Source organism: Massilia sp. Root418 (assembly GCF_001425265.1).
GTDB lineage: Bacteria > Pseudomonadota > Gammaproteobacteria > Burkholderiales > Burkholderiaceae_D > Rugamonas.
This window is the reverse complement of the sequence record NZ_LMEC01000001.1, coordinates 218,812-243,110: the sequence shown is the minus strand read 5'-3', so window position 1 is coordinate 243,110 and position 24,299 is coordinate 218,812. Positions and strand designations below refer to the sequence as shown.

At 63.7% G+C, this 24,299-nt stretch carries 24 protein-coding genes and 1 tRNA gene; 12 read left to right on the top strand and 13 right to left on the bottom strand.

Annotation, left to right across the window (positions count from 1 at the left end):
* Positions 1-167 precede the first annotated feature (167 nt).
* Positions 168-1,649 (top strand): hypothetical protein, encoded by a 1,482-nt coding sequence (locus ASC94_RS00975; RefSeq protein WP_056389442.1) that lies wholly within the window; start codon positions 168-170, stop codon positions 1,647-1,649.
* 37 nt (positions 1,650-1,686) lie between these two features.
* On the opposite strand, the gene ASC94_RS00970 is transcribed toward ASC94_RS00975, so the two are convergent.
* Positions 1,687-2,166 carry a hypothetical protein gene (locus ASC94_RS00970; protein ID WP_056389438.1) on the bottom strand — a complete coding sequence of 160 codons (480 nt, stop codon included), beginning with the start codon at positions 2,164-2,166 and terminating at the stop codon, positions 1,687-1,689.
* A 223-nt stretch (positions 2,167-2,389) separates the two neighbouring features.
* Here ASC94_RS00970 and ASC94_RS00965 point away from each other — a divergent pair, with 223 nt between their 5' ends.
* The 4 genes from ASC94_RS00965 (at position 2,390) to zwf (ending at position 8,337) form a co-directional block, all read left to right on the top strand.
* Positions 2,390-3,598 carry a D-amino acid dehydrogenase gene (locus ASC94_RS00965; RefSeq protein WP_056389435.1) on the top strand — a complete coding sequence of 403 codons (1,209 nt, stop codon included), beginning with the start codon at positions 2,390-2,392 and terminating at the stop codon, positions 3,596-3,598.
* A gap of 60 nt (positions 3,599-3,658) precedes the next feature.
* Positions 3,659-4,954 carry an ABC transporter substrate-binding protein gene (locus ASC94_RS00960; protein ID WP_056389432.1) on the top strand — a complete coding sequence of 432 codons (1,296 nt, stop codon included), beginning with the start codon at positions 3,659-3,661 and terminating at the stop codon, positions 4,952-4,954.
* 94 nt (positions 4,955-5,048) lie between these two features.
* Complete coding sequence (locus ASC94_RS00955) at positions 5,049-6,809, top strand: sensor domain-containing phosphodiesterase (RefSeq protein ID WP_157201231.1); 1,761 nt, start codon at positions 5,049-5,051, stop codon at positions 6,807-6,809.
* A gap of 64 nt (positions 6,810-6,873) precedes the next feature.
* Complete coding sequence (gene zwf, locus ASC94_RS00950) at positions 6,874-8,337, top strand: glucose-6-phosphate dehydrogenase (protein WP_056389423.1); 1,464 nt, start codon at positions 6,874-6,876, stop codon at positions 8,335-8,337.
* Between the two features lie 9 nt (positions 8,338-8,346).
* Here the strand turns inward: zwf and ASC94_RS00945 are convergent, their stop codons facing one another.
* Both ASC94_RS00945 and ASC94_RS00940 read right to left on the bottom strand, forming a co-directional pair.
* Entirely contained in the window at positions 8,347-8,784 is a 438-nt protein-coding gene (locus ASC94_RS00945; protein ID WP_056389420.1) for a DUF2177 family protein, read from the bottom strand.
* 323 nt (positions 8,785-9,107) lie between these two features.
* Positions 9,108-9,911, bottom strand: coding sequence for an SDR family oxidoreductase (locus tag ASC94_RS00940; RefSeq protein WP_056389417.1), 804 nt, complete (start codon positions 9,909-9,911; stop codon positions 9,108-9,110).
* Between the two features lie 99 nt (positions 9,912-10,010).
* Here ASC94_RS00940 and ASC94_RS00935 point away from each other — a divergent pair, with 99 nt between their 5' ends.
* Positions 10,011-10,433 (top strand): MerR family transcriptional regulator, encoded by a 423-nt coding sequence (locus tag ASC94_RS00935; protein WP_056389414.1) that lies wholly within the window; start codon positions 10,011-10,013, stop codon positions 10,431-10,433.
* Here the strand turns inward: ASC94_RS00935 and ASC94_RS00930 are convergent.
* Entirely contained in the window at positions 10,417-11,097 is a 681-nt protein-coding gene (locus ASC94_RS00930; RefSeq protein WP_056389411.1) for a type 1 glutamine amidotransferase domain-containing protein, read from the bottom strand. The genes ASC94_RS00935 and ASC94_RS00930 overlap by 17 nt on opposite strands.
* Before the next feature lie 101 nt (positions 11,098-11,198).
* Positions 11,199-11,807 carry a TetR/AcrR family transcriptional regulator gene (locus ASC94_RS00925; protein WP_056389408.1) on the bottom strand — a complete coding sequence of 203 codons (609 nt, stop codon included), beginning with the start codon at positions 11,805-11,807 and terminating at the stop codon, positions 11,199-11,201.
* 240 nt (positions 11,808-12,047) lie between these two features.
* On the opposite strand from ASC94_RS00925, the gene ASC94_RS00920 reads away from it, so the two are divergent.
* Positions 12,048-13,121 carry an HAF repeat-containing PEP-CTERM protein gene (locus tag ASC94_RS00920; protein WP_162251378.1) on the top strand — a complete coding sequence of 358 codons (1,074 nt, stop codon included), beginning with the start codon at positions 12,048-12,050 and terminating at the stop codon, positions 13,119-13,121.
* A gap of 108 nt (positions 13,122-13,229) precedes the next feature.
* Complete coding sequence (locus tag ASC94_RS00915; protein ID WP_056389402.1) at positions 13,230-13,907, top strand: PEP-CTERM sorting domain-containing protein; 678 nt, start codon at positions 13,230-13,232, stop codon at positions 13,905-13,907.
* 105 nt (positions 13,908-14,012) lie between these two features.
* Here the strand turns inward: ASC94_RS00915 and ASC94_RS00910 are convergent.
* From ASC94_RS00910 to ASC94_RS00895, 4 genes are all read right to left on the bottom strand, one after another.
* Positions 14,013-14,087: transfer RNA gene (locus tag ASC94_RS00910), tRNA-Val, on the bottom strand.
* Positions 14,088-14,147: 60 nt separating this feature from the next.
* Positions 14,148-14,861 carry a DNA polymerase III subunit epsilon gene (gene dnaQ, locus ASC94_RS00905; protein WP_056389400.1) on the bottom strand — a complete coding sequence of 238 codons (714 nt, stop codon included), beginning with the start codon at positions 14,859-14,861 and terminating at the stop codon, positions 14,148-14,150.
* Between the two features lie 79 nt (positions 14,862-14,940).
* The gene (rnhA, locus tag ASC94_RS00900; protein WP_056389394.1) at positions 14,941-15,378 is read right to left on the bottom strand and encodes a ribonuclease HI; all 438 of its coding nucleotides are present in this window, start codon (positions 15,376-15,378) and stop codon (positions 14,941-14,943) included.
* Entirely contained in the window at positions 15,371-16,159 is a 789-nt protein-coding gene (locus tag ASC94_RS00895; RefSeq protein ID WP_056389390.1) for a class I SAM-dependent methyltransferase, read from the bottom strand. The genes rnhA and ASC94_RS00895 overlap by 8 nt, the downstream gene beginning before the upstream one ends.
* 14 nt (positions 16,160-16,173) lie before the next feature.
* Here ASC94_RS00895 and gloB point away from each other — a divergent pair, with 14 nt between their 5' ends.
* Together gloB and ASC94_RS00885 are read left to right on the top strand one after the other, a co-directional pair.
* Positions 16,174-16,965, top strand: coding sequence for a hydroxyacylglutathione hydrolase (gloB, locus tag ASC94_RS00890; RefSeq protein WP_056389387.1), 792 nt, complete (start codon positions 16,174-16,176; stop codon positions 16,963-16,965).
* 10 nt (positions 16,966-16,975) lie between these two features.
* Positions 16,976-17,626 (top strand): 2-hydroxychromene-2-carboxylate isomerase, encoded by a 651-nt coding sequence (locus tag ASC94_RS00885; RefSeq protein WP_056389384.1) that lies wholly within the window; start codon positions 16,976-16,978, stop codon positions 17,624-17,626.
* 158 nt (positions 17,627-17,784) lie between these two features.
* On the opposite strand, the gene aceB is transcribed toward ASC94_RS00885, so the two are convergent.
* A complete protein-coding gene (gene aceB, locus ASC94_RS00880) occupies positions 17,785-19,383 on the bottom strand; it encodes a malate synthase A (protein WP_056389380.1) in 1,599 nt (532 codons plus the stop codon).
* Positions 19,384-19,532: 149 nt separating this feature from the next.
* Between aceB and ASC94_RS00875 the strand changes: the two genes are divergently transcribed.
* The gene (locus ASC94_RS00875; protein WP_056389377.1) at positions 19,533-20,450 is read left to right on the top strand and encodes a LysR family transcriptional regulator; all 918 of its coding nucleotides are present in this window, start codon (positions 19,533-19,535) and stop codon (positions 20,448-20,450) included.
* Positions 20,451-20,746: 296 nt separating this feature from the next.
* On the opposite strand, the gene ASC94_RS00870 is transcribed toward ASC94_RS00875, so the two are convergent.
* From ASC94_RS00870 to upp, 3 genes are all read right to left on the bottom strand, one after another.
* Positions 20,747-20,950: a cold-shock protein gene (locus ASC94_RS00870; protein WP_008448165.1), complete on the bottom strand. Its 204-nt coding sequence runs from the start codon at positions 20,948-20,950 to the stop codon at positions 20,747-20,749.
* 288 nt (positions 20,951-21,238) lie between these two features.
* Positions 21,239-21,601 carry an Hpt domain-containing protein gene (locus tag ASC94_RS00865; protein WP_082615989.1) on the bottom strand — a complete coding sequence of 121 codons (363 nt, stop codon included), beginning with the start codon at positions 21,599-21,601 and terminating at the stop codon, positions 21,239-21,241.
* 13 nt (positions 21,602-21,614) lie between these two features.
* Positions 21,615-22,265: a uracil phosphoribosyltransferase gene (gene upp / locus ASC94_RS00860; RefSeq protein ID WP_056389371.1), complete on the bottom strand. Its 651-nt coding sequence runs from the start codon at positions 22,263-22,265 to the stop codon at positions 21,615-21,617.
* A gap of 275 nt (positions 22,266-22,540) precedes the next feature.
* Between upp and ASC94_RS00855 the strand changes: the two genes are divergently transcribed.
* Complete coding sequence (locus tag ASC94_RS00855) at positions 22,541-24,289, top strand: bifunctional diguanylate cyclase/phosphodiesterase (protein ID WP_056389368.1); 1,749 nt, start codon at positions 22,541-22,543, stop codon at positions 24,287-24,289.
* Positions 24,290-24,299: the final 10 nt, after the last annotated feature.

Here is a 24,299-nt window from a genome sequence, read left to right as displayed (position 1 = left end):
CAGCATCGCGGCACTGCCGGCGACACAGCATGTGAAAAGAATTTTTTGCATGGGACAAGAGAATGAATGGATGCCCGCATTCTATCCGCGCGGCACCAATCAAAGTATTGTCATTACGTAATTTTACACAGGCTAAACTTAACAGCAACATTTGCCGTTAAGTAGGCATGACCTCCATATCGACACTTTCCAACTGGCAGCCAGTCACCCCGCGCCTGCCAGCCACCAGCGCGCCAAAAGCCGCTGCCACGGCGCCTGGCTGGACCGCGCCGTCCGCCATCGTCAAGCTCAGCCCGGCCAGCCTGGCTGCGGCCAGGCAGAGCGAAGCCGAAGCTGCCGCCCTGCCGCCCACCACAGCGGCCCGCTTCAAGGACCTGGGCGCCGCCATGCTGAACCAGTTCAAGAGCGGCGCCGCCGTGCCGGTGGACCAGGCCAAGCTACCGGAAACGGTGGACAACAAGTTCACACTCAGCATCACTACCCGCAGCGGCGTGCAGGTGGAACTGAGCCTGGCCAACCTGGACGATGGCATGGCCTTGCAGATGAGTGCCAGCGCCGAGCTCAGCGACAATGAGCGCACTGCCCTGTCCAGCCTGGCCGCAGGCTTCCAGAACGCCATCGACGGCATGACGCAGGACGACCCGCAGGTGCGCCTGGGCGCTTTGTCCCAGTTCGACAGCAAATTCCTGCAATCGGTGGACTTCCACGCCGCAGTAAAACAATCCACGGTGCCGCCCAGCACGCAAACCCTGGACTTCCATGCGGACGGCAAGCAGCGCAAGGTGAACATTGGCGGAGCGTCCGGCAATGCCGAAGTGAGCATCGACACCAGCAAAATCGAGAGCCTGGGCACCAAGGAGCAGCAAGCCAAGGCGATCAACAGCTACCTGAAGCAGTTCGACCAGGCCACCGCGCGCGGCCATGGCGACGCCGGCCTGATGACCATGTTCAAGGACGCGTTCTCCGACATGAGCCGCACCGCCGTCCGCGAAGCCCCGCGCGACAACGGCCTTTCCCTGCCCGACAAGTGGACGCTGGCGGCCGAAGACCATGCCGTGCTGACCGGCCTGGCCGACTTCAGCGCCTCCGTCACGCAGGCTGCCAAGTGGCCGAACCCGCTGCGCCTGGGCGAAAAGGACAGCTTCTCCTATGAAGTGTCGCAGAACACGCGCACCGAAGGCGAGCGGCGCGATGACCGCTCCATCTCCCAGACCCAGCAGTCCCGCCTGACCGCGCAATTCCACGAACCGTCCAAGAAAGGCGGCGATCTGATGCTGGACGTGACGCCGCAGTCGCAGAACTACAGCTACCACCTGATCGACGACAGCGCCAGCAGCAACGTCGAGCTGGGCTACAAGGAAGGCAAGCTGTTCAAGGCCACCTTGCGGCAGGCCGCCAGCCAGTCCGAGCAGGTACTGAAGTATGTGATGGGCAAGCAGGTGTCCGATAAGATCACGCCATCCGACTTCAGCCTGGAGCGCGATCTGATGTCCTCGCTGGCCCTGTACCAGGCCAACGATGCCGGCGGCGAGAAGGAAACGGACGGGGCGCGGAACGAGCGCCGCCAGCAAAGCCTGTCCGCACTGCGCGACACTATGCTCCTGTGGGGCACGCCGAGCGAACTGGCTGCCCGCGCCCAAGGGTTGTGACCACGCTGGCGCCGCGCGGAGCCGCTCAGCGCAAGCGCTACTGCGAGTCCGAGCTGCTGTCCGAGAAGACCTTGTTAGCGCGTACAATGGCCCGGACAATCTCAGGCTTGACGGTACAGGTTGACGCTGAGGTATCCAGTCCGACGTAGTGATTGCATCGGCTGTTGCCATCCGTGTCAAACCTGAGCCCGGTTGGGCGCGAAACGATCTTTATCGTGTACTCGCCTCGCGCCTCGTTGAGGCTGACGGAGATCGCCTTTCGGATGTATTGCCCGGCTGTTTGCGCGATCCGCGGCTGGACATTCACCTTGGCCGCCTGCCCTATCTCGGCATCCATACGCTCTTCGTACTTGCCTTTAATGAAGAGCAAGGTACTGACATTCCCCGTTTCGAGCTGGCCCATCATTTTGCGATGCAGATATTTGCTGATCGCCATCTGGATGCAGGCCTCTTCCTCCATTTTGGGCGTATAGCGGGCGATGTGCCTTGCCGCAAAGGTAATTGAAACGTTATCCATGTAAGCTCCACAAACGGTTGAACTGCGTGTCGATGGGACAACATTAGCGCAGGCATGCAATAAGAGCAACGTATCGAAGATCGGCCAGTCCCGTGTCGCCCGCTCATAGGAGGAGCCGCCAAAAACGGGAGAAAAACCGGCGAGCAAATCGATAGCCAGCGACCACGGCAGCCCGCCGCGCTGCCGCCCGCTCAGCTGCGGGATCGTGTAATATGTTTAACCCATGAAAACAATCGCAGTCATTGGCGGCGGCATCACCGGCGTCACCACCGCCTATGCCCTGGCCAAGCGCGGCCTGGAGGTGACGTTGTATGAACGCCACCGCTACCCTGCCATGGAAACCTCGTTCGCCAACGGCGGCCAGCTGTCCGCCTCCAACGCGGAAGCCTGGAACCACTGGTCCACGGTGGTGAAGGGCCTGAAATGGATGTGGCGGCACGACGCCCCGCTGCTCGTGCGGCCGTCCGCCAGCTGGCACCAGTTATCGTGGTTCGCCGAGTTCGTGCGCGCCATTCCCCGCTACCGCAGCAACACCATCGAGACCGCCCGCCTGGCAGTGGCAGCGCGCCAGCATCTGTACGCCTGGGCGGCCGCCGAGAACATCGAGTTCGACCTGAAGCGCAAGGGCATCCTGCACATCTATCACGACAAGGCCGGTTTCGAGCACGCGGCGCAGGTGACGCGCCTGCTGGCCCAGGGCGGCCTGGAGCGGCGCGCGGTCACGCCAAACGAGATGCGCGCGATCGAGCCCACGCTGGCGGGCCATTACTACGGCGGCTTCTACACCGAGAGCGACGCCAGCGGCGACATCCACAAGTTCACCGTCGGCATGGCGGCAGCCAGCGAGCGGCTGGGCGTGCGCTGCATCTACGGGCGTGACGTCGACAAGCTGTCGCGCCATGCCCACGGCATCTGCGTCGGCACGCAGGACGAGCGCTACGACGGCATCGTGATCTGCGCCGGCACCGGCAGCCGCCGCTTCGGCGCCATGCTGGGCGACCATGTGAACGTCTACCCGGTGAAGGGCTATTCCATCACCGTCAACCTGAACACGCCGGAAAGCCAGCGCGGCGCGCCCCAGGTGAGCCTGCTTGACGACGCCACCAAGCTGGTGGCCAGCCGCCTGGGTCCCGACCGCCTGCGCATCGCCGGCACCGCCGAATTCAACGGCATGAACCGCGACATCCGGGCCGACCGCATCCGTCCGCTGGTGGCCTGGGTGGAGCGCTGCTTCCCCGAGGTGAACACGCGCTCGGTGGTGCCCTGGGCCGGGCTGCGGCCGACCATGCCGGACATGATGCCCCGCGTGGGACGCGGCCGCGCGCCGGGCGTGTTCTACAACACCGGCCACGGCCACCTGGGCTGGACCCTGGCCGCGGTGACCGCCGACGCGGTGGCCGACGCCGTGCAGCACGCGGCCGCCCGCTCGTAGCCCGGTCATCGTTTCCGCTTCCAGTTGACATGCACCATTGGGGAGCACAGACTTGCATGTATGCATGCAGTCCCGACCAAGCCTGTTTCCCGGCTTTACGCGCGCGCCCGCCACTGGCTGGCGGCGGGCCTCGTGTTTGCCGCCGCATGGCTGCCCGCAGCCAGTGCCCCCGCCGCCGCCGAGCAACTGGTGATCGACTATGTCATCTCCAACACGCCGCAGCGCAGCGCGTGGATACGCACCATCAGCCAGTTCGCCGCAGCCAATCCGGACATCCAGATCATCCACAACGGCTTCCCCCAGGAGCAGTACAAGCGTGACTTTGCCGCCCGCCTGCGCACCGGGCGCGCCGACCTGGCCTTTTGGTACGCGGGCCAGCGCCTGCGCGATGCGGCCGAAGACAAGCTGCTCGCGCCGCTGGACGCCGAGACGGTCGCGCTGCTGAAAAAGAAGAAATTCCATCCCGCCACGATCGAAGGCACGCGGATCGATGGCGAGGTGTACGGTTTTCCGCTGTATTACTATGTCTGGGGCCTGGTCTACCGCAAGTCGCTGTTCGCCCGGCTCGACCTGCGCCCGCCGGCCACCTGGAGTGAATTTCTGCAACTGTGCGAACGGCTCAAGGCCGCCGGCGTGACGCCGCTGGCGGTAGGTGCCAAAAGCGGCTGGCCGGCGGCTGGCTGGTTCGACTACCTGGACCTGCGCATCAACGGCATCGACTTCCACCGCAAGCTGCTGCGCGGCGACGTGCGCTTCACGGACGTTCGGGTGCGACAGGTATTCGATGTGTGGGGCGAATTGCTGCGCAAGGGCTACTTTCTGGAAGCGACCATGGACCAGGAAATGGACCGCGTACTGCCCTATCTATACCGCAACCACGTGGGCATGACGCTGATCGGCAGTTTCATCGCTGCCAGGTTTCCAGAAGCGATCGCTGCCGACATGGGCTTCTTCGCGTTCCCGAACTACACGCCGGCCATGCCGGCGTATGAGGAGGCGCCGCTCGACGTGCTGGTGCTGCCGGCCGCCGGCCTCAACCCGGGCGCCCGCAACCGTTTCCTGGCATTCCTGGCCGAGAGCGGGTCGCTGCGCCACATTGCCGAAGCGGACCAGACTATCCCGGCCCAGTCCGGCGGCAACCTGTCGCCTATGCCGCTGGGCGAAGGCAGCAGCGCCATCCTGGCCGCCGCCGCCGGCCTCACCTACTTTTTCGACCGCGACGCCAGGGCGGAACTGGTGGCGCCGGCGTTTGAAGGGATGCGCCAATTCCTGAAAGCGCCGCACGACGCAGAGCAAGCCCTGCAGCTCCTGGAAAAGGCACGCCTGCGGATCAAGGCCCCCGACAGCCTGCCCTAATCCGGATGGGTGAAAGCGCCCGGGCCCGTTCCGCTATACCATATAGGCAGAGAAACTTATATTGCGCCTAGACATGACAACAAATAGCACGGAAATGATGCCTCGGAACTCGGACGAGGACCGCGTTGCCGCACTGGCCAGCCTGGGCATCCTGGACAGCCAGACCAACGAGTACTTCGACGGCGTGACGCGCCTGGCCATGACCATTTTCGGCATGCCGGGCGCCTTCATCTCCCTGATCGACCGCGACCGGCAATGGCTCAAGGCGGCTACCGGCTTCTGCACCCCGGGCGATTCGCGCGAACATTCCTTCTGTACCCACACCATCGAGGGTGCCGAAGTGCTGGTCATCGAGGATACCCAAGACGATCCGCGCTTCCGCGGCAACCCAATGGTGACCGGTCCGGACAAGATCCGCTTCTACGCCGGCGCGCCCATGCTCACGCGCGACGGCTTTGCCGTGGGCGCCCTGTGCGTGATCGACCAGGCGCCGCGCCGGCTGGACCCGGACCAGCGCGGCAAGCTGCAGGCGCTGGCGGCGCTGGTGATGTCGCACATCGAGCTGCGGCGCGCGGTCGGGCACGTGGACGCGGTCAGCGGCATCGCCAACAAGTTCCAGCTGGAGGCGGACTTGCAGGAGCAGTGCGCGCTCGCCGAGGGCGAAGAGCGGGTGCTGGTCTACATCGACATGCCGGACGCGGCCAAGGCCTTCGAGATTGCCAGCGTGCTCGGCGTGGCGGTATATGACGACCTGGTCCGCAGCGTGGCACGCCGCCTGTCCGGCCTGTTCCGCGAACGCGCCACCCTGTACCACATCACCGACACGCGCTTCGCGCTGCTCTCGAAAGACAGCGGCGCGGCCGGCTTCATCGGCTTCGTGCACAGCCTGGACGCGGCACTGCAGGAGCCGCTGCTGGGGCTCAGCCTCCCGCTCAACCTGGTCAGCTTCGGCGGCATTGTGCAGTTCAGGCTGTGCCCGCAATCGTCCACCGATGCGCCACGCAAGGCCTCGGCCGCCGTCAACCAGGCCCTGATCTCGCGCCTGCGCTGGAGCCTGTATGATCCGCAATCCGACGCCAGCCAGCAGCGCGCCTTCCGCTTGCTCAACAGCGTGCACCGTGGCCTGGAGGAAGACGCCTTCCACCTGGTGTACCAGCCCAAGCACGACGTGCGCACCGGCACTTGCCATGCGGCCGAGGCGCTGCTGCGCTGGAACCATCCCGAGCTCGGCTTTGTGTCGCCGGCCGAATTCATCCCCTTGATCGAGAAGACCGCCCTGATCGGACCGCTCACGCACTGGATCATCCGCACCGCCATCCGGCAGACGGCGGCCTGGCACCGGCAAGGCTATCCCATCAAAATCGCCATCAACCTCTCGGCCTACAATTTCGACGAGCCGGACATCTGCACCCGGCTGCTTGGCGCCTGCAGCGAGTTCGCGCTGGAGCCGCGCTACGTGGAGATCGAATGCACCGAAGGCACGTGGATGGAAAGCGCCAGCATCCTCAAAGCCATGCACGCGATGCGCGCCGCCGGCATGAGCCTGGCGCTGGACGACTTCGGCACCGGCTACAGCAACTTCTCCTATCTGCAGAACGTACCGGCCACCGTGGTGAAAGTGGACCAGTCGCTGATCCGCAACGTGCACACGAACGCGCGCGACCAGCGCATTGTGCGTTCACTGATCGCGCTGGCCGGCGAGCTGGATTACCAGGTCGTCGCCGAGGGTGTGGAAACAGCGGAATCGCTGGCCATGATACGCAGCTGGGGCTGCCAGACCGCGCAAGGCTACCACTTCGCCAAGCCCCTGGCGGCGGACGCGTTCATCGGCCATGTGCAAAAGCATGCCTTGTAGCTTGCTCTCAGCATAAGACTGCTATAGTTACAAGTCCCCGCTACCAACCTCAAGCCCGAACGACATGACTACGTCCGCTCACACCGATACCAGCCTGCCCCTCGACATGATCATTTTCGGCGGCATGGGTGACCTCGCCATGCGCAAGCTGCTGCCGGCGCTGTACATGGCCCACCTGCACGGCAACCTGCCGCCCGCGACCCGCATCATCTCGACCGGCCGCCAGGACTTCGGCCGCGACGCCTACCTCGCCTTCGTGGAAGAACATTCGCGCTCCTTCATCACCGGGGGCAATTTCACCGAAGAGGCATGGGGCAGCTTCCTGCAGCTGCTGGAATTTGTCCGCCTGGACGTGCAGCAGGACGACCTGGCGGCGCTGGCCAGCGTGTCGCGCGCGGGCGCCGAGCGCGTGTTCTATCTGGCCACCGCGCCGTCCCTGTTTACCACCATCTGCGACAAGCTGGCGGCGGCCGGCCTGGTCGACCGCAACGCCCGCGTGGTGCTGGAAAAACCGCTGGGGCGCGACCTGGCCTCCGCCGTCGAGATTAACGAAGCGGTCGGCAAACATTTCGCGGAATCGCAGATCTACCGCATCGATCACTACCTGGGCAAGGAGACCGTGCAGAACCTGATGGTGCTGCGCTTCGGCAACTCCATCCTGGAACCCCTGTGGCGCGCGCCGAACATTTCCAGCGTGCAGATCACGGTGGCCGAGGAAGTGGGCGTGGGCAGCCGCGCCGGCTTCTACGACAGCGCCGGCGCCATGCGCGACATGGTCCAGAACCACCTGCTGCAGCTGCTGTGCATCATCGCCATGGAGCCGCCCGCCTCGCTGGCGCCCGATTCCGTGCGCGATGAAAAACTCAAGGTGCTGCGTTCGCTGCGCCGTTTCAGCCTGGCCGGCATCGCGCGCGATACGGTGCGCGGACAGTATGTACGCGGCGCCAACGGCAGCCAGGAAGTGCCCGGCTACCTGGAGGAGCCCAACGTTCCGGCCGGCAGCAGCACGGAAACCTTCGTGGCGCTGCGCACCTATGTCGACACCTGGCGCTGGTCCAAGGTGCCGTTCTACCTGCGCACCGGCAAACGCATGCAGAGCCGCTCGTCGAAGATCGTGGTGGAGTTCGCCAATCCGCCGTTCCCGCTGTTCCCGGAGAGTCCGGGCGGCGTCGCCAACCGGCTGGTGATCGAACTGCAGCCGGACGAAGCCATCAAATTGCAGATCATGGCCAAGCAGCCCGGCAGCGGCATGCAGATGCAGCAGGTGGAGCTGAACCTGGACCTGCAGTCCGCCTTCTCCCAGCGCCGCGCCGAGGCCTACGAGCGCCTGCTGATCGACGTGGTACGCGGCCGCCTCACCCACTTCATGCGGCGCGACGAACTGGAAGCCGCATGGGAATGGGTGGAGCCCATCATCAACGGCTGGGGCACCCTGGCCGAGAAGCCGTGCAAGTACGCGGCCGGCACCTGGGGCCCGTCCGAATCGTTCGCGCTGCTGGCGCGCGACGGCTTTGCCTGGGTCGAGTAGCCTGCCGCCTCACCGCCCCCAGCGGCTCGCTGCATGCCAACCGGCCGTGGCAGCGATGGCGGTCAGGACTGCGCCCCAGGCGATGTCCGCCAGCGCCAGGCCGAGCGGCCAAGCCTTGAGGATGGAATAATTGGTCAGGTCGTAGGTTGCGTAGGCGATCAAACCCAGCACCGCACCGTGCACAGCGGTAGCCTGCCAGCTCAGCGCACGCAGGCCGGGCGCGGTGGCCAGGAACACGACGCCGCCCGCATACACCAGGTAGAACGCGGCGGCGGCGAGGAAGCGCGGCTGCTCCAGCATCAGGTCCCCCAGCGCCGACTTGTACGCTGGCGCCATGTACAGGCCGATCCACAAGGCGTCCAGCGCCAGCATGGACAGCAGCGTGCCGCCGTAGGCGAGCAGCCATTGCTGCACGCTGAGTTCTTGTACGGGATCGGTGCTAAGCATAAGAAGTCCCCGGGCTGAGTAAGCGAGGACTCATCGTAGCCGGAACTGCGCTTCGGCTCGGTTGGCCAAGCCACACTCAGCGAATTTTCCGCTTCCGCGCCCAGGACTTTTCGTCGCGCCAGCCGCATTGCTAGCACAGTCCGTGCCGCGCACTTATCACGGAAGATCGGATACGCCCCGCAGGGCGGCCTGTTCAGATACCGCGCGGTCGACTATGGCAACGGCACGGCGACCGGCCTACGGCATGCTGCTTGCCGGGCTGAGCGTGGCGGGTTGGCTGGGCCGCCGTCGCGCCCGGGGGTAAGCATCGGCGCCTGCGAGCCTCAGTTCACGGCAGGCTGACGGGGTTTCAGCATGTTCGCGACGATCTGCAAAATCGCCTGCCTTGGCAGCATCCGAGGCAAGCAGCCAAGCAGGCGATTGGCTCTCCCGGGCACGACATGGCTCAGGCCGCGGTCCAGCGCCTGCAGGCTCACGTTGACGACGGTGTCCGGCGCCATGCGCGTGCCGACACCGGCCTCCGCCGCGCCGACCACGTCGAAGAACGCCGTGTCGGTGGCGCCGGGACACACGGCAAGCACGCGCACGCCGCGCTCGCGGTATTCCTGCCACAAGGCCTCAGAGAAGGACAGCACGAACGCCTTGGTTGCGCCATAGATGGCCATGTAGGGCAAGGGTTGCAACGCGGCGGTCGACGCCACGTTAATGATGGCACCCTGCCCCCGCCGCAGCATTCCGGGCAACACCGCGTGGCTGAGCTCGACCACGGCCTTGCAATTGAGCGATATCTCGTCGAGCTGGCGTGCCAGCGGCAACTGGTCGAAATGGCCGTGCGTCGCAAAGCCGGCATTGTTGATCAGGACGTCCGGCGCCAGGCCGAGCGCGGTTGCGCGTACGTGAACCTCGGCGGCCGCGCCGGGTGCGGTGAGGTCGGCAACAAGCGCGTGCGCCTGGATGCCGTGGCGCCGCGCCAAGTCCCGCGCCAGGCCGTTTAGCTTGTCCTCGGACCGTGCCACGAGGATCAGATCCGCGCCGCGTGCGGCCAGCGCGCCGGCGAAAGCCAGGCCGATGCCCGATGAAGCGCCTGTTATCATGACGGTCGTGTTGCGATAATTGATTGGTCGCATGCTGAATTGATGTAGTTGAGAAGGTGCTGACTGTAAAGCGTGGTCTAAGGTCCACGGTCAAGCACTTTTCGACCACCATCTCGATTAAAGGAAACAGGAATGCGTATCGGTGAAATTGCATCCCGGGCCGGCGTCTCCCGCGACACGGTCCGATTTTATGAACGCATGGGCTTGCTCAGCGAAGCAACCCAGCCGCACTTGAGCAACAACTACAAGGAATACTCGCCGGTGGCACTGCGGCGCATCGAACTCATCACCCACGCCAAGGCCCTCGGCTTCACGCTGAAGCAAATCGCGGAAGTGATCGGCGTGTGGGAGCAGGATGCGCTGGCGCCCGCCAAGAAGCAACTGCTCATCCGCGAGAAAATCCGGGAAGTGGAAAAGAAGGCGCAGTCGCTGTCCTTGCTGCGCAGCGCCTTGACGGAAGCGTTGAGCAAGGTGGAGAGCGGCTGCACCGACGAAGACCCGGCGCCCCGCCTACGCGGCGGCGCGCCGGCAGGCCGAGTTACGCAATCTGCTTGAGCAACACGGCAGCGGCCTCCGCCGACGAGGCCGGGTTCTGCCCGGTGACCAGCAGACCGTCGGCAACCACGTAGGAGCCCCAGTCAGCGCCCTTGGAATACAGGCCGCCCTTGGCCTTCAGCTCGTCTTCCACCAGGAAGGGCACCACGTCGGTCAGGCCCACGCCCTCTTCCTCGCTGTTGGTGAAGCCGGTGACTTTCTTGCCCTCCACCAGCGGACGGCCATCGGGCGTCTTCACATGACGCAGCACGCCCGGCGCGTGGCAGACCAGCGCGACTGGTTTGTTGGCGGCCAGGAAGGCTTCGATCAAGGCGATGGAGTGACGGTCCTCGGCCAAATCCCACAATGGGCCGTGGCCGCCCGGGTAAAACACGGTATCGAAATCGGCCTGGTTGACGCTGTCGAGGCGTACGGTGGCCGCCAGTTGTGCCGTCGCGGCCGCATCGGCTTCGAAACGGCGCGTCAGATCGGTCTGGAACGACGGCTCATTGCTCTTCGGGTCCAACGGCGGCTGGCCGCCCTTGGGCGACGCCAGCACGACGTCGAGGCCGGCGTCCTTGAATGCGTAGTACGGCGCCGCCAGCTCCTCCAGCCAGAAGCCGGTATCGCGGCCGGTGTTGCCCAGTTTGTCGTGCGAAGTCAGAACCATCAATACTTTTTTCATGTTGTTTCTCCTAGGGTTGGTACATCCACTTTACTATTAGACCGGTCGTCTAGCTATACGGTCAAAAAAAGGCATCCCTGCCGAAATGCCTGTTTGCTGCGCTACTCGGGTGGCAGGTGGAGAATTTGGCGCGTCGTCCGCATCGCGGTGTCGAACGGTGCCCCATCACGCTCTACCTTGACCATCACGCTCGATCCCAGCCATAGCTGGTACAAGCTTTGTGCCGTACTACCGGCATCGCCATCAATCGCCAGCGAGCCCTCTGCCACACCGCCTTCGATCGCCTTCGTCAGCCGGCTGACAATGCCGGAGGTGCCGCGCTTCATGGCAAGGCGCATCGCCTCCGAAAGGTCCGCCACTTCGGCCGCCATTTTCACCGCCAGGCATTTGCCCTGGCAGTCAAGAAAGGACTGGTTGTCGCGCCACGCCTCAAAGTAGCTGATAAGGCGCTGCGCCATGGACTGCCCCGGCTGAGCCAGCGTTGCGTCTATCTCCGCCAGATAATCGTCGAAGTAACTGTGCAGCAAGGCCTCGCCAAACGCGTCCTTGGAACTGAAGTAGTGATAAAAGGAGCCCTTCGGCACGCCGGCGCTCGTCAGAATCTCATTCAAACCGACAGCCGAGTAACCCCTCCCCGCCATGAGGCGCTGGCCCGTAGCAAGGATGTGGTCGCGAACTTCGCTCGTGTCGGCGGGTGTTGTTGTGCTCATGACTGCCACTATAAGTTAAATTAGACCAGTCGTCTAGTGCCAATTTACACCCGAACCTCGAAATGGCAGGGAAGGCGCCCGGGCGGGCAGGCTCATTAACACTGTTCGTGCCACGCACTTATCACAGAAAATCACAAAGCAAATAAACAACAATAGCGCGCAACAAAGCAGTCATGCGCATCTCCGGCCCGCTACTATTGCCTGTCCACCCGCAAGGGGAACCCTGAACAGGAGATGGACATGACACTTGCAAGATGCGTCGCACGTGCGCAAGCGGTAGCACTGGCCCTGTTATTGCCGGCGGTGGCCCACGCCGGCCCGTACACGTTCAACTACCTCAACATCATGACGGATTGGCAGTACAGTTCCGGTGGCACGATCTCCGCCATCAACAACAGCAACCAGGTGACGGGGTATGTGAGCTTTGGGCCGGAATTTCCAGGCAGCTCTTTTCTCTATCAGAACCACCAGGCCGCTTATCTAGCAAGCCAGCTCGCCAATATCCATGACATCAACAATGCCGGCGTCATGGCAGGCACAGCGCCAGGCGGGGTGGCCGCACTGCTGGCCAATGGACAGACGACCACGTTGCTCAACGACGGCCGTTCCTCCACGGCGCTTGCCATCAACAACCACGGCGTGGCCGTGGGCTACGCCATGAATACCGACGTGTTCAGCTACCGTGCCATGGTGTACAGCAATGGCGCAGCAACCGAACTGGGCACCCTGGGCGGCCGCGACTCGTTTGCCACCGACATCAACGACGCGGGCGTGATTGTCGGGAATTCACACGTGGGCGAGAACTATTTCGCCACGCATGCCTTCATTTATCAGGACGGTGTCATGACCGATCTCGGCGTGCCCGAGGGCGCAACGTCCAGCGCCGCTTTGAGCGTCAGCGCGGACGGTTCGGTGCTCGGCACGGCGTACCTCCCCAATGGGACGACCAAGAGCTTTCTTTACCACGACGGAGTGACAACCGACCTGAGCGGGATTTTCACACGCTCCGTGGCCGACATGAACAGTACCGGCACCATACTCGGCGAGTCGAATGACGGCTTCCTGCTGTACAACAAGCTGGGCCAGGTAGTGGACCTTAGCCTCGAAGTGGCGCAATCAACCGGCGCCACGCTCACCCAGGTTTTCGCCATCGGCGACAACGGCACGGTCGGGACGGAAATCTGCGGCGATCTCGGTTGCTCGCTCGCCCTGATGATTCCGTCACCCGTGCCGGAACCCGCAACCTACGGCATGCTGCTGGCGGGCCTGGGCCTGGTGGGCTGGGTGGGCCGCCGCCGATATGGCGTTAGATGAACTGGCCACGTTCACTTCCGGACAAACTCCCTAAACCTTACCATAGGGCGTCATATGAAAAGCCTTCATGCCTTACCCGCGTTAACCGCACTGTCGCTGCTATTGTGCATGCCTTCGGCCCACGCCGATCCGCACAACGCGCGCGCCACCGCCAGCCTGAACAACCTCTCTATCACGTGGGACGACCTTAACGCCGAGGACGGCGCCGTGGCGGGTGTCTGGCTCAATCCAGGCCCATCGAGCACATCCACTGCCGCCGCCTGGCGCGACGCTACGTGGCACTGGCAATCGCAGTATGACCAGCTGGGCTCGCACGGCATGGTGCTCGACTTCGGTGAAATCCACAACACGGTGGAGCCGTTCGCGCTGGCCAGTTCCGCCAGCGCGACGCTGCCGGACAGTGCGCTGTTCGGCATAACGCGCCTGAGCTACTCCTACTTTGCATCGCAGTACACCATGGTGAACGTCCAGGGCGTCACCTTCAGCGACGTCGCGCATGCCGGCGTAGGCAGCGCCCGCACCGAGATCGTGATGAACCTGTATATGGGTGGCGAGTTGCGCTCGACCAGCACCGTGGTGAACGATGGCGGCTTGGCGAGCCTGCCGCTCGGCGGTTACTTCGCCACGTCGAACGAAGGCTTCGGCGAGCTGGAAATTCTGATCAAGACCACCGCCGCGACCGCGCTCTTGCCGGTGCCTGAACCGCACAGCTACGCAATGATGTTGGCCGGCGTTGCGGTGCTTGCCGGCGCGGTGCGGCGCCGCAAGCCTGGACCCGCCGCATAAAGAGAGACTGGATGAGATTACACCCGCACATGACACCGGCGAAAAAAAAAGCCGACTTCGCAATGAGCCGGCTTTTTTTAACTGCCTGATTTCGCAGTGTAATCCTGGTGGGAAGTGCAAGTTTCGAACTTGCGACCCCTGCAGTGTGAATGCAGTGCTCTACCCCTGAGCTAACCTCCCGTTGAGTGCGAGCATTATAGCGCACCGATCGCGTTTGTAAAAGGGCAAACGCGAAAATTCTTACGCTGCGGGAACCGCCAGCGCGGCGCGCCAGATGCAGGCGCCTTTGACGGCCTTGTCCAGGCCGTTCAAGGTGTCCTCGTGCGCAGCCAGCTCCTCGTCGTCGGCCGCCAGCACGATGATGTCGGCCAGCGGCACCGGCTCCAGCAGCACGCCCCCAACCTGCACTTCTTCTTCCTCGTCCATGCCCAGGCTGTTCTGGCCGCGCGTCATTGACAGGTAGACGTCCGCCAGCAGCTCGGCATCGAGCAGCGCGCCGTGCAGCTTGCGGTGCGCGTTGGAGATGCCGAAGAAGTCGCACAGCGCGTCCAGCGAGTTGCGCTTGCCGGGCCGCATTTCCTTGGCGACCGCCAGCGTATCGATCACGCCGTTAATGTGGTCGTCCACCGGCGGCATGTTGAGCATGCGGAACTCGTGGTTCAGGAAGCCCATGTCGAACGGCGCATTGTGGATGATCAGCTCGGCGCCCTGGATGTAGTCGCGGAACTTGTCGGCGATCTCGAAGAAACGCGGCTTGTCACGCAGAAACTCGGTGGTCAGGCCGTGGACGTTCAGCGCGCCCTCTTCCGACTCCCGCTCCGGATTGATGTAGACATGGAAGTTATTCCCCGTCAGCATGCGGTTGACCAGCTCGACGCAGCCGATTTCAATGACGCGGTTGCCCAGTTTGGGGTTGATGCCGGTGGTTTCAGTATCGAGAACGATTTGACGCATGGATTTCTTCAGGAAAGACTAGGAGCAAGCCGGGCAGTATAACAAAGCCCGGCCGGGCGGAGCGGATTGGCAAGCCGGCTTATCGGCGGACCGAGTCCACGCCTTTGTTGGCCAGCTGGTCGGCCCGTTCGTTGCCGGGGTGGCCGTTGTGGCCGCGCACCCAGCGCCAGTCCACCTTATGCACCGATTGCGCCTGGTCCAGCGCCTGCCACAGGTCGGCGTTCTTCACCGGCTCCTTGGCCGACGTCATCCAGCCGCGCTTCTTCCAGCCGTGTATCCACTCGCTGATGCCCTTCTGCACGTACTGGCTGTCCGTGTGCAGCACCACTTCGCACGGCCGCTTGAGCGCATTCAGCGACTCAATCACGGCGCGCAATTCCATGCGGTTGTTGGTCGTATTCAGTTCGCCGCCAAACATTTCCTTCTCGGCGCCGTCGGCGCGCAGCCATGCACCCCAGCCACCCGTACCGGGATTGCCCTTGCATGCGCCGTCGGTAAAAATCTCAACCTTATCCATCCTGCTGTTCCCGCCTTTTGTTCGTTGCCGGCACGCCCGCCGGGGCAGGGGCCGATTTTTTGGTCCATGCCGGACCGATCAGGTGCATGCCTTTGACGCGCTTGACCGCCTGCACCATGTATACCGCGCCGAAATACGGCCACGAGCGCTTCCCCACCTTGTCCATGAAGGCGTAGCGCTGCAGCCATTTGTCGGTGCGGCAAGCGGGCGCGTAGCAGCCGAAATGGCTTTGCGTTGCGCCCAGATTCAATAATTTTAACCAGTCTTTCAGGCGCGGCATAGAGATGAATTCACCGTCGCGCGGCAGGAAATGGTTGCCCGTGATGCGCGCGGTCACGTGCCGCAAGCCCCACAGGCTGGCCGGATTGAAGCCGCAGATGATCAGCTGGGCCTCCGGCCGCAGCACGCGCTCCACTTCGCGCAGTACCTGGTGCGGCTCGGCGGCGTACTCCAGCACGTGCGGCAGCACCACCAGGTCCAGGCTTTGGGAGGCGAACGGCAGCTCGGCGTAATCGAGCGTGACGGCCACCTGGCGCAGCTCGCTGCCGTTGGCCATGCGCAGCGGACGCGGCCGCGTGTCGGCCAGCCATTTGCGCGGCATGCGGTTGGCCGCCAGGGTGTCGATCTGGGGCAAGCCGATCTGCACAGCGTTGAAGCCGAAGATGTCGGCGGTGAGCTCGTCCAGGCGCGCCTGCTCCCAGGCGCGCACGTAGGCGCCCGGTGGCGTTTGCAGCCAGCCGTCCAGCGCTATAATGGATTTTTCGGATGCTGCGCTATCCATGCCGCTCTTTCTCTATGACCACTGACCGCACGCTTGCCGTCCTGACCGTTCCCGCATTCAATGACAATTACCTCTGGCTCATTCATGACGGTGCCAACGCCGCCGTGGTCGACCCCGGCGATGCGCAACCCATCCTGGCCGCACTGAAGGCCCATGGGCTGACCCTGACCACCATTCTACTCACCCACCACCACGCTGACCATACAGGCGGTGTCCCAGCATTATTACAGCATTACGCGGTGCCCGTGTACGGCCCGCGCAATGACGGCATCGCCACGGTCACCAGGCCGCTGTCCGAGGGCGACACGGTGGACGTGCCTGGGCTGGACCTGCGGCTGTCGGTACTGGAGGTGCCGGGGCACACGCTGGGCCACATCGCTTACGTACGCCCGGACGGCGAGCCCTGGCTGTTCTGCGGCGACACCTTGTTTGCCGGCGGCTGCGGGCGCCTGTTCGAGGGGACGCCGGCGCAGATGGCAAATTCGCTGGACAAGCTGGCCGCCCTGCCCGCGGACACCAAGGTGTTCTGCGCGCACGAGTACACGCTGTCCAACCTGCGCTTCGCCAGCGCGGTCGATCCGGGCAACGCGGCGCTGCAGGCGCGCGTGGCGGCGGACACGGCCAAGCGCGCGCGCGGCGTGCCCACCGTGCCGAGCACCGTCGGCGTGGAGCGCGAAACCAATCCCTTCCTGCGGTATGCCGAACCGCAGATCGCCGCGCAACTGGTGGCGGCGGGCAAACTGCAAGGCGGCGAAGCGCCGGTGGCCGTGTTCGCGGCCCTGCGGCAATGGAAAAACACTTTCTAAGCGAGGCCAGATGAAGCGCGTCACATGCTATTTCGATCCGATCAGCCCGTTCGCGTGGCTGGCCACCAAGGAAATTGGCCGCATTGAGGCGGCGGACTGCACGGTGGAGTTCGTGCCGGTGCTGTTTGCGGCCATGCTCAATGCGCACGGCCAGAAAGGCCCGGCCGAGATTCCGGCCAAGCGCGTGCACACCTTCCGCGATGTGATGCGGCTGGCGGCGGCAAAGGGACTGCGCTTCATCGGGCCGCCCGGCCATCCCTTCAACCCCCTGCCCGCCCTGCGCATGAGTACGGCGATCGTCGACGCGGCGGCGCGCAAGCGTTTTGTGGTGGCGATGTACGCGGCTTGCTGGGAGCGCGGCGCGGACGTGTCGGACATGGCTGTGCTGGCTGGGCTGGCGGATGAATGCGGGCTGGACGGCAAGGCGCTGGTGGGCGCTGCCACGACGCCGGAAGTGAAACAGGCACTGGCGGGCGCGACCGAGCAGGCCATCGCGGCAGGCGTGTTCGGCGTGCCGACGTTTGAATATGAGAGGGAGTTCTTCTGGGGCGCGGACCGGGTCGATTCGCTGCTGTGGCGCCTGGAGGGAAACCGCATCGACGAGGCGGCGTTGCAGGCCTTCCTGGATCGGCCTGCGCTGGCGCAGCGCAAGGCGCCGTGACGCTGGCGGGTTACGCGGGGCATGCCCCGCTAACCCGCCCTACGCCAGACACGCCAGACACGCCAGACACGCCGGGACACGCCGGAATATGCCCGAATATGCCGGAATATGCCGCAATCGTAGGGCGGGTTAGCCGGAACGGCGTAACCCGCCGGCCTTTAGATTTCCTCGTACAGCGGCAAAGTCAGGAACTCTGCAAACGCGGTCGCGGTCGACATCTCTTCGAAGATCTCGGCGGCGCGTTCGTAGTTCATGCTGCTGCCATCCGGCGCCGAGGCTTTCACCTTCGGCAATTCCTCGGTGATCATGGCGCGTACCATCTCCGCGGTCACTTTGCGGCCGTCTTCCAGGTTCCCCTTGGTCGAGCGGATCCACTGCCACACTTGCGAACGGCTGATCTCGGCGGTGGCCGCGTCTTCCATCAGGTTGTGGATCGGCACGCAGCCGTTACCGCCCAGCCAGCTGCCCAGGTAGTGGATGCCGACGTTGATGTTGTAGCGCAAGCCCGCTTCGGTGATCGGCGCTTCCGGCTGGAAGTTCAGCAAATCGGCGGCGCTCACTTCCACGTCCGGACGCTGCTTGCTGATCTGGTTGGGCGCGTCGCCCAGCACCTTGGTGAACTCGCCCATGGCCAAGTCTACCAGGCCCGGGTGCGCAACCCAGCCGCCGTCGTAGCCGTCGGTGGCATCGCGCGCCTTGTCGTTGCGCACGCCGCCCATGGCCACTTCGTTCTTTTCCGGATCGTTCTTAATCGGGATCAGCGCGGCCATGCCGCCGATGGCAGGCGCGTTGCGCTTGTGGCAGGTCTTCAGCAGCAGCAGCGCGTAAGCACGCATGAACGGCGCGGTCATGGTCACCTTGGCGCGGTCGGCCAGGCAGAAGTCCTTGTCCAGCTTGAACTTCTTGATGCAGGAGAAGATGTAGTCCCAGCGGCCGGCGTTCAGGCCCGAGCTATGCTCGCGCAGTTCGTACAGGATTTCATCCATCTCGAAGGCAGCCAGGATGGTTTCGATCAGTACGGTGGCCTTGATGGTGCCCTGCGGAATGCCCAAAGCGTCCTGGGTCATCACGAAGATGTCGTTCCACAGGCGCGCCTCCAGGTGCGATTCCATCTTCGGCAGGTAGAAGTATGGGCCGGCGCCGCGCGCCAGCTGCTCTTTCGCGTTGTGGATCATGAACAGCGCGAAATCGAAGATGCCGCCCGAGATGCGCTTGCCGTCTACCAGCACGTGCTTTTCGTCCAGGTGCCAGCCGCGCGGACGCACCACCAGGGTGGCGGTCTTGTCGTTCAGCTTGTACGATTTGCCGTTCTGTTCCAGCGAGATGGTCTTGCGCACGGCGTCCATCATGTTGACCTGGCCGCTGATCTGGTTGTCCCAGTTCGGCGTGTTCGAGTCTTCGAAGTCGGTCATGTAGCTGTCGGCGCCCGAGTTCAGCGCGTTGATGACCATCTTGCGGTCCACCGGGCCGGTAATTTCCACGCGGCGGCACTCCAGCGCTTTCGGAATCGGAGCGATGGTCCAGTCGCCGGCGCGGATGTGGGCAGTCTCTTTCAGGAAGTCAGGACGCTCGCCTTCATCCAGGCGCTTGGCGCGGGCCACGCGGGCCGCCAGCAGCTCCTGGCGGCGCGGCTCGAAGGCGCGCGACAGCTTGGCAACCAGGGCCAGCGCATCCGGCGTCAGTACGGTTTCGTAGCCGGGCTTGATGGCGCCGGTAATTTCCATGCCTGCTGGCAGAGTGATGGTGGCTTGCGTCATGAGATCTCCGATGGTGGGTAGTGTGAATCCTCAGTATAGGCGCTGGGCGTCTACATGTTTTTTGCAGTATATTCACTAAATAGTTATGCAAACAAGACTAAAAATCACTTCATCTATGCGTTTTTTGCACAAGTGAGCTTAAGGAAGCGATGGGACAATTCAGACAGATCTCCACTTTCGTGGACGTGGTGGCGAAGGGCAGCCTCTCGGCGGCGGCGCGCGCGGAAGGCATAGCGCCCGCCGTTATTGGGCGCAGGCTGGATGCGCTGGAGCAGCGGCTCGGCGTGAAGCTGCTGCAGCGCACCACGCGCAAGCTGGCGCTGACCAATGAAGGCGCCGCCTTCCTGGAGGATTGCCAGCGCATCCTGACCGAGCTGGAAGATGCCGAAGCGGCGGTGGCGGAGCGCAGCGCGCGCGCAACAGGCCACCTGCTGGTGTCGGCGCCGGCCGGTTTCGGACGGCAGCACGTGGCGCCGCTACTGCCCTCTTTCCTGACCGAACACCGCGACGTACGCGCCACGCTGAACCTGAACGACCGCGTGGTGGACATTATCGGGGAAGGCGTGGACGTGGCGATCCGCATCGCCTCGCTGTCCGATTCCAGCCTGGTAGGGGTGAAGCTGGCGGACAACCAGCGCGTATTGGTGGCGACGCCGGCCTATTTGAAGCGCTACGGCACGCCGCGTACGCTGGACGAGCTGCACAAGCACAACTGCCTGGCCATCAGCAGCGACGGTTCCCAGCGCGGCTGGACCTTCCGGCACGAGGGCAAGATCGTGACGCTGAAGGTGGGCGGGAATATGGGCTGCAATGACGGGGCGGTGCTGCACGACTGGGTGCTGGCGGGCAAAGGGCTGGCATGGCGCTCTATGTGGGAGGTGGGGGGCGATATCGAGGCGGGACGGCTGCGCACCGTGCTCGATGAGTATGCGGCGCCGGGCAACGACATTTACGCGGTGTTCGCGCAGCGCAATCACTTGCCGCTGCGGATACGGGCCTTCGTGGACTTCCTGCGCCGCACGTACGCGCAGCCGGGGTACTGGCGCCAGGAGAAGACGGCCGCGTGACCGCCCGGCGGGTCACGTCGCTACGCTCCTGACCCGCCCTACGGAAGCACCGGTTGTGCGATCGTAGGGCGGGTTAGGCGAAGCCGTAACCCGCCATGCACGGAACAAAGCGCCGGTTTTGCGGATCGTAGGGCGGGTTAGGCGAAGCCGTAACCCGCCATGCACGAAACGAAGCACCGGTTCTGCGAATCGTAGGGCGGGTTAGGCGAAGCCGTGAACCCGCCATGCACGGAACGTACAGACGAAAAAAAATCCTCGGAAACCGAGGATTTCTTCATCTCGTAAGATTCAGCGTATTACAGTGGCTGAATGTTCGAAGCTTGCTTGCCCTTAGGGCCAGCGGTTACTTCAAACGAAACGCGCTGGTTCTCTTGCAGCGATTTGAAGCCAGCCGATTGGATAGCCGAGAAGTGAGCGAACAGATCTTCGCCGCCTTCGTCAGGGGTAATGAAGCCAAAACCCTTCGAATCATTGAACCATTTTACGATACCAGTTGCCATTACAATTCCTATTTCAGTTAAGTTGGGCTTGCGCCCGTGATATCGTTTGAAGCAAGTAAGAAATGACAGACAAACTGCACTACTCTTGAATCTAACGATCCCGCATTATACCGAATAAAACGGAAAAGTCCCGTTTTCACGAAAATAAATGCAAGGATGTGACTTTGGTGGTGTAGCCATCTAGCCAGATCTCCCCGAGCACAAATTCGCGCGGCATGTGTGTCACTATAGACAAGATCCGGCGATCGCGCTTGAGGAATATCAAAGGTGCGCAAATAAACTTCGGTTTCAACCTTCGTAAACCTGCGCTTTCGGGTCGCGCGCTGCCCAGGACAGGTAGCGCTCCACCTGCCCCGCCAGCGCGTCCCACGCACCCACCTCGGCGGGCCGTTTCCCCAATAACGGCAGGAGTTCCTGCTCGATGCGGCGCGCTTCGGCGCCGTATGCGGCGAAGCCGAAAGTGGCTGCCGAACCGGCCACGCCGTGCAGCAGGCTGTGCAGTTTTTCGAGCGATTCGGCATCGGAATCGGCGTTGCGGCAATGAGACAAGGCAGCCGAAATCGCTTGCAGCGTAGCGGGTATACCCGCCGCATACTTGTCTCCCAGCGCAGAGAGGCGCGCGCGGAAGTTGGGATCAACCGGGGTCGCCATGCGCTGCGCCCCCTTATTTAGTGCCGAAGATGCGGTCGCCGGCATCGCCCAGGCCGGGCACGATGTAGGCGTGCTCGTTCAGGTGGCTGTCCAGTGAAGCGCAATAGAGCTTCACGCCCGGATGGGCCTTCTGGAACACTTCCACGCCTTCCGGCGCCGCCACGAGGGCGAGGAAGATGATCTGCTCGTCGGTGACGCCACGGTTTTTCAGCACATCCACCGCGTGCACCGCCGAGTTGCCGGTGGCAACCATGGGGTCGCACAGGATAAAGGTCCGCTCCGCCAGGTCCGGCAGGCGCACCAGGTATTCCACCGGCTGGTGCGTCTCCGGGTCGCGGAACACGCCAATGTGGCCGACGCGCGCCGAGGGCACCAGGCTCAGCAGTCCATCGCTCATACCGATCCCGGCGCGCAGGATGGGCACAATGGCCAGCTTGCGCCCGGCGATGACGGGCGCGTCTATCGTCATCAGCGGGGTTTCGATTTCGCGCGTTCCCAGCGGCAGGTCACGGGTGATCTCATAGCCCATCAGCAGCGTGATTTCCTTCAGGAGCTCACGGAAGGTGCGGGTCGAGGTCGCCTTGTCGCGCATGTGGCTCAGCTTGTGCTGGATCAGCGGATGGTCGGTGATGAACAGGTTGGGGAAGCGCGGGTCTTGTTTCATGAGTTACTCATATCAAATCGGTTATAGCCCGCATTATCCCAGTCATCCGGCGCCGGTGGAACGGTTTCGCTGAAATATTGTGGGTCCGTCGCGCCCGGCCGCCGGACCAAAATTTTGTCCTTCTGCTACTCTAAACAGAGCCGTTTTTGATGCGCATCAACCGTTTTTTGCAAAACATGCATAGATGTTGTCGTTTTTCATGTTTTTCAGCCTCCAACAGTGATACATTTCGTTCTGGTTTTGCAACAATAGTTCTGAAAGAGTAGACCGACACAATGCTATCCAGTGCCCCTACAGTGCCCCTGCGCGCCGCCCATAGCGAGATCGACAGCCTTCTGGAAGAGGCTGGCGATGTGGTGTTCCGGCTTGATTTGCAAGGCGAGGTGCTGTTCGCCAGCCAGCATGCGGTCGCCCTGTCCGGCCTGGACAGCCTGCGCGGTGCCAACCTGGTGGCGCTGTGCGCCGAAGCCGACCAGCCTGCACTGAAGTCCGCGCTGGCCGAACTGGTGCAGTCCGGCACGGCCAGCCGCGTGGAACTGCGCCTGCGCTGCGAGCAAGGCGAAACCTGGTTCGAGTTGCGCCTCTCCGTGTATGGCCGCAACGGCGCCATCCCGGCAGCCGGCATCCTGGCGGTGGGCCGCGACCTGAGCGCGCAGCACGCCACCGAAGAACGGCTGCGCCACATGGCCACCCACGACGCGCTGACCGAACTGCCCAACCGCCTGCTGCTGTCCGACCGCATCCGCATGACCATCGCCCAGGCGCGCCGCTCCGGCCAGGGCTTCTCGGTGGCCACGGTAGGCATTGACGGTTTCAAGAAAGTCAACGACGGCCTCGGCCATCCGGTGGGCGACGCCGTGCTGCGCATGGCCGCCGCGCGCCTGCGCAAGACGCTGCGCGACTCGGACACCCTGGCCCGCGTGGGCGGCGACGAGTTCGTGGCCGTCCTGCCCGGCACCGCCACGGAAGCGCAGATCAAGCTGGTCACCGGCCGCCTGCTGGCCACGCTGCAGGCCCCGTTCGAGATCGACACGCACACCATCTACCTGGGCGCCTCGGTCGGCGTGTCCGTCTACCCGCAGCACGCCGAGGACGAAGTGCGCCTGGTGGCGCTCGCGGATGCAGCCATGTCGCGCGCCAAGGAAACCGGCAAGGCGCGCTGCGTGGTCTACAGCCCGCGCCACAGCGGGCCGCCCGAGCATGACATTTCGCTGGAAGCGGCCATGTTCCAGGCCGTGCGCGAAGGCGAGTTCATGCTGTACTACCAACCCATCGTCGACGCCCGCACGCGCGAGATCGAAGGCTTCGAAACGCTGATGCGCTGGAAGCACCCTACCCTCGGCATGGTGCCGCCGGTGCGTTTCATCCCGATAGCCGAAACCAACGGCCTGATCAACCTGCTCGGCGCCTGGGCGCTGAAGGCTGCCTGCGTGCAGCTCAAGCAGTTTGAGGAGGTTGCCAAGCGGCCACTGTACATTTCTGTTAACATTAGCCCTCGGCAATTCCGCAACGACAAATTCCTTGACGTGCTGGACGACGCAATGGCGTTCTCCGGCCTCCCGGGTGAGCAATTGGTACTAGAAATTACAGAAGGCACGCTGATGATCGACCCGGCCCACGCGGAAACCATCCTGACCCGGATGGCAGACCGCAAGGCGCGTATCGCCATTGACGACTTCGGCACCGGCTATTCCTCGCTGGCCTACCTGAAACGCTTCCCCATCTCCGTACTGAAGATAGACCGCGCCTTCATCCGCGACCTGCCCGGGTCGCAAAAGGATGGCGCCATCTGCAACGCCGTGCTGGACCTGGCCAAGCACCTGGACCTGTCGGTGGTGGCCGAAGGCGTGGAAACCGAAGAGCAACTGGCGCACCTGCAGGAGCGCGGCTGCCAGTACATCCAGGGCTACCTGACCGGCAAGCCCATGGCCGCGCACGTCGCCATGGCGGCGCTGCGCGAGCGCACCTATGCCAACCTGGTGCCGCCGGAGTCCCGCCCCGACGTCAGGCAGGTGCAGGCATGACCCCGGCGCT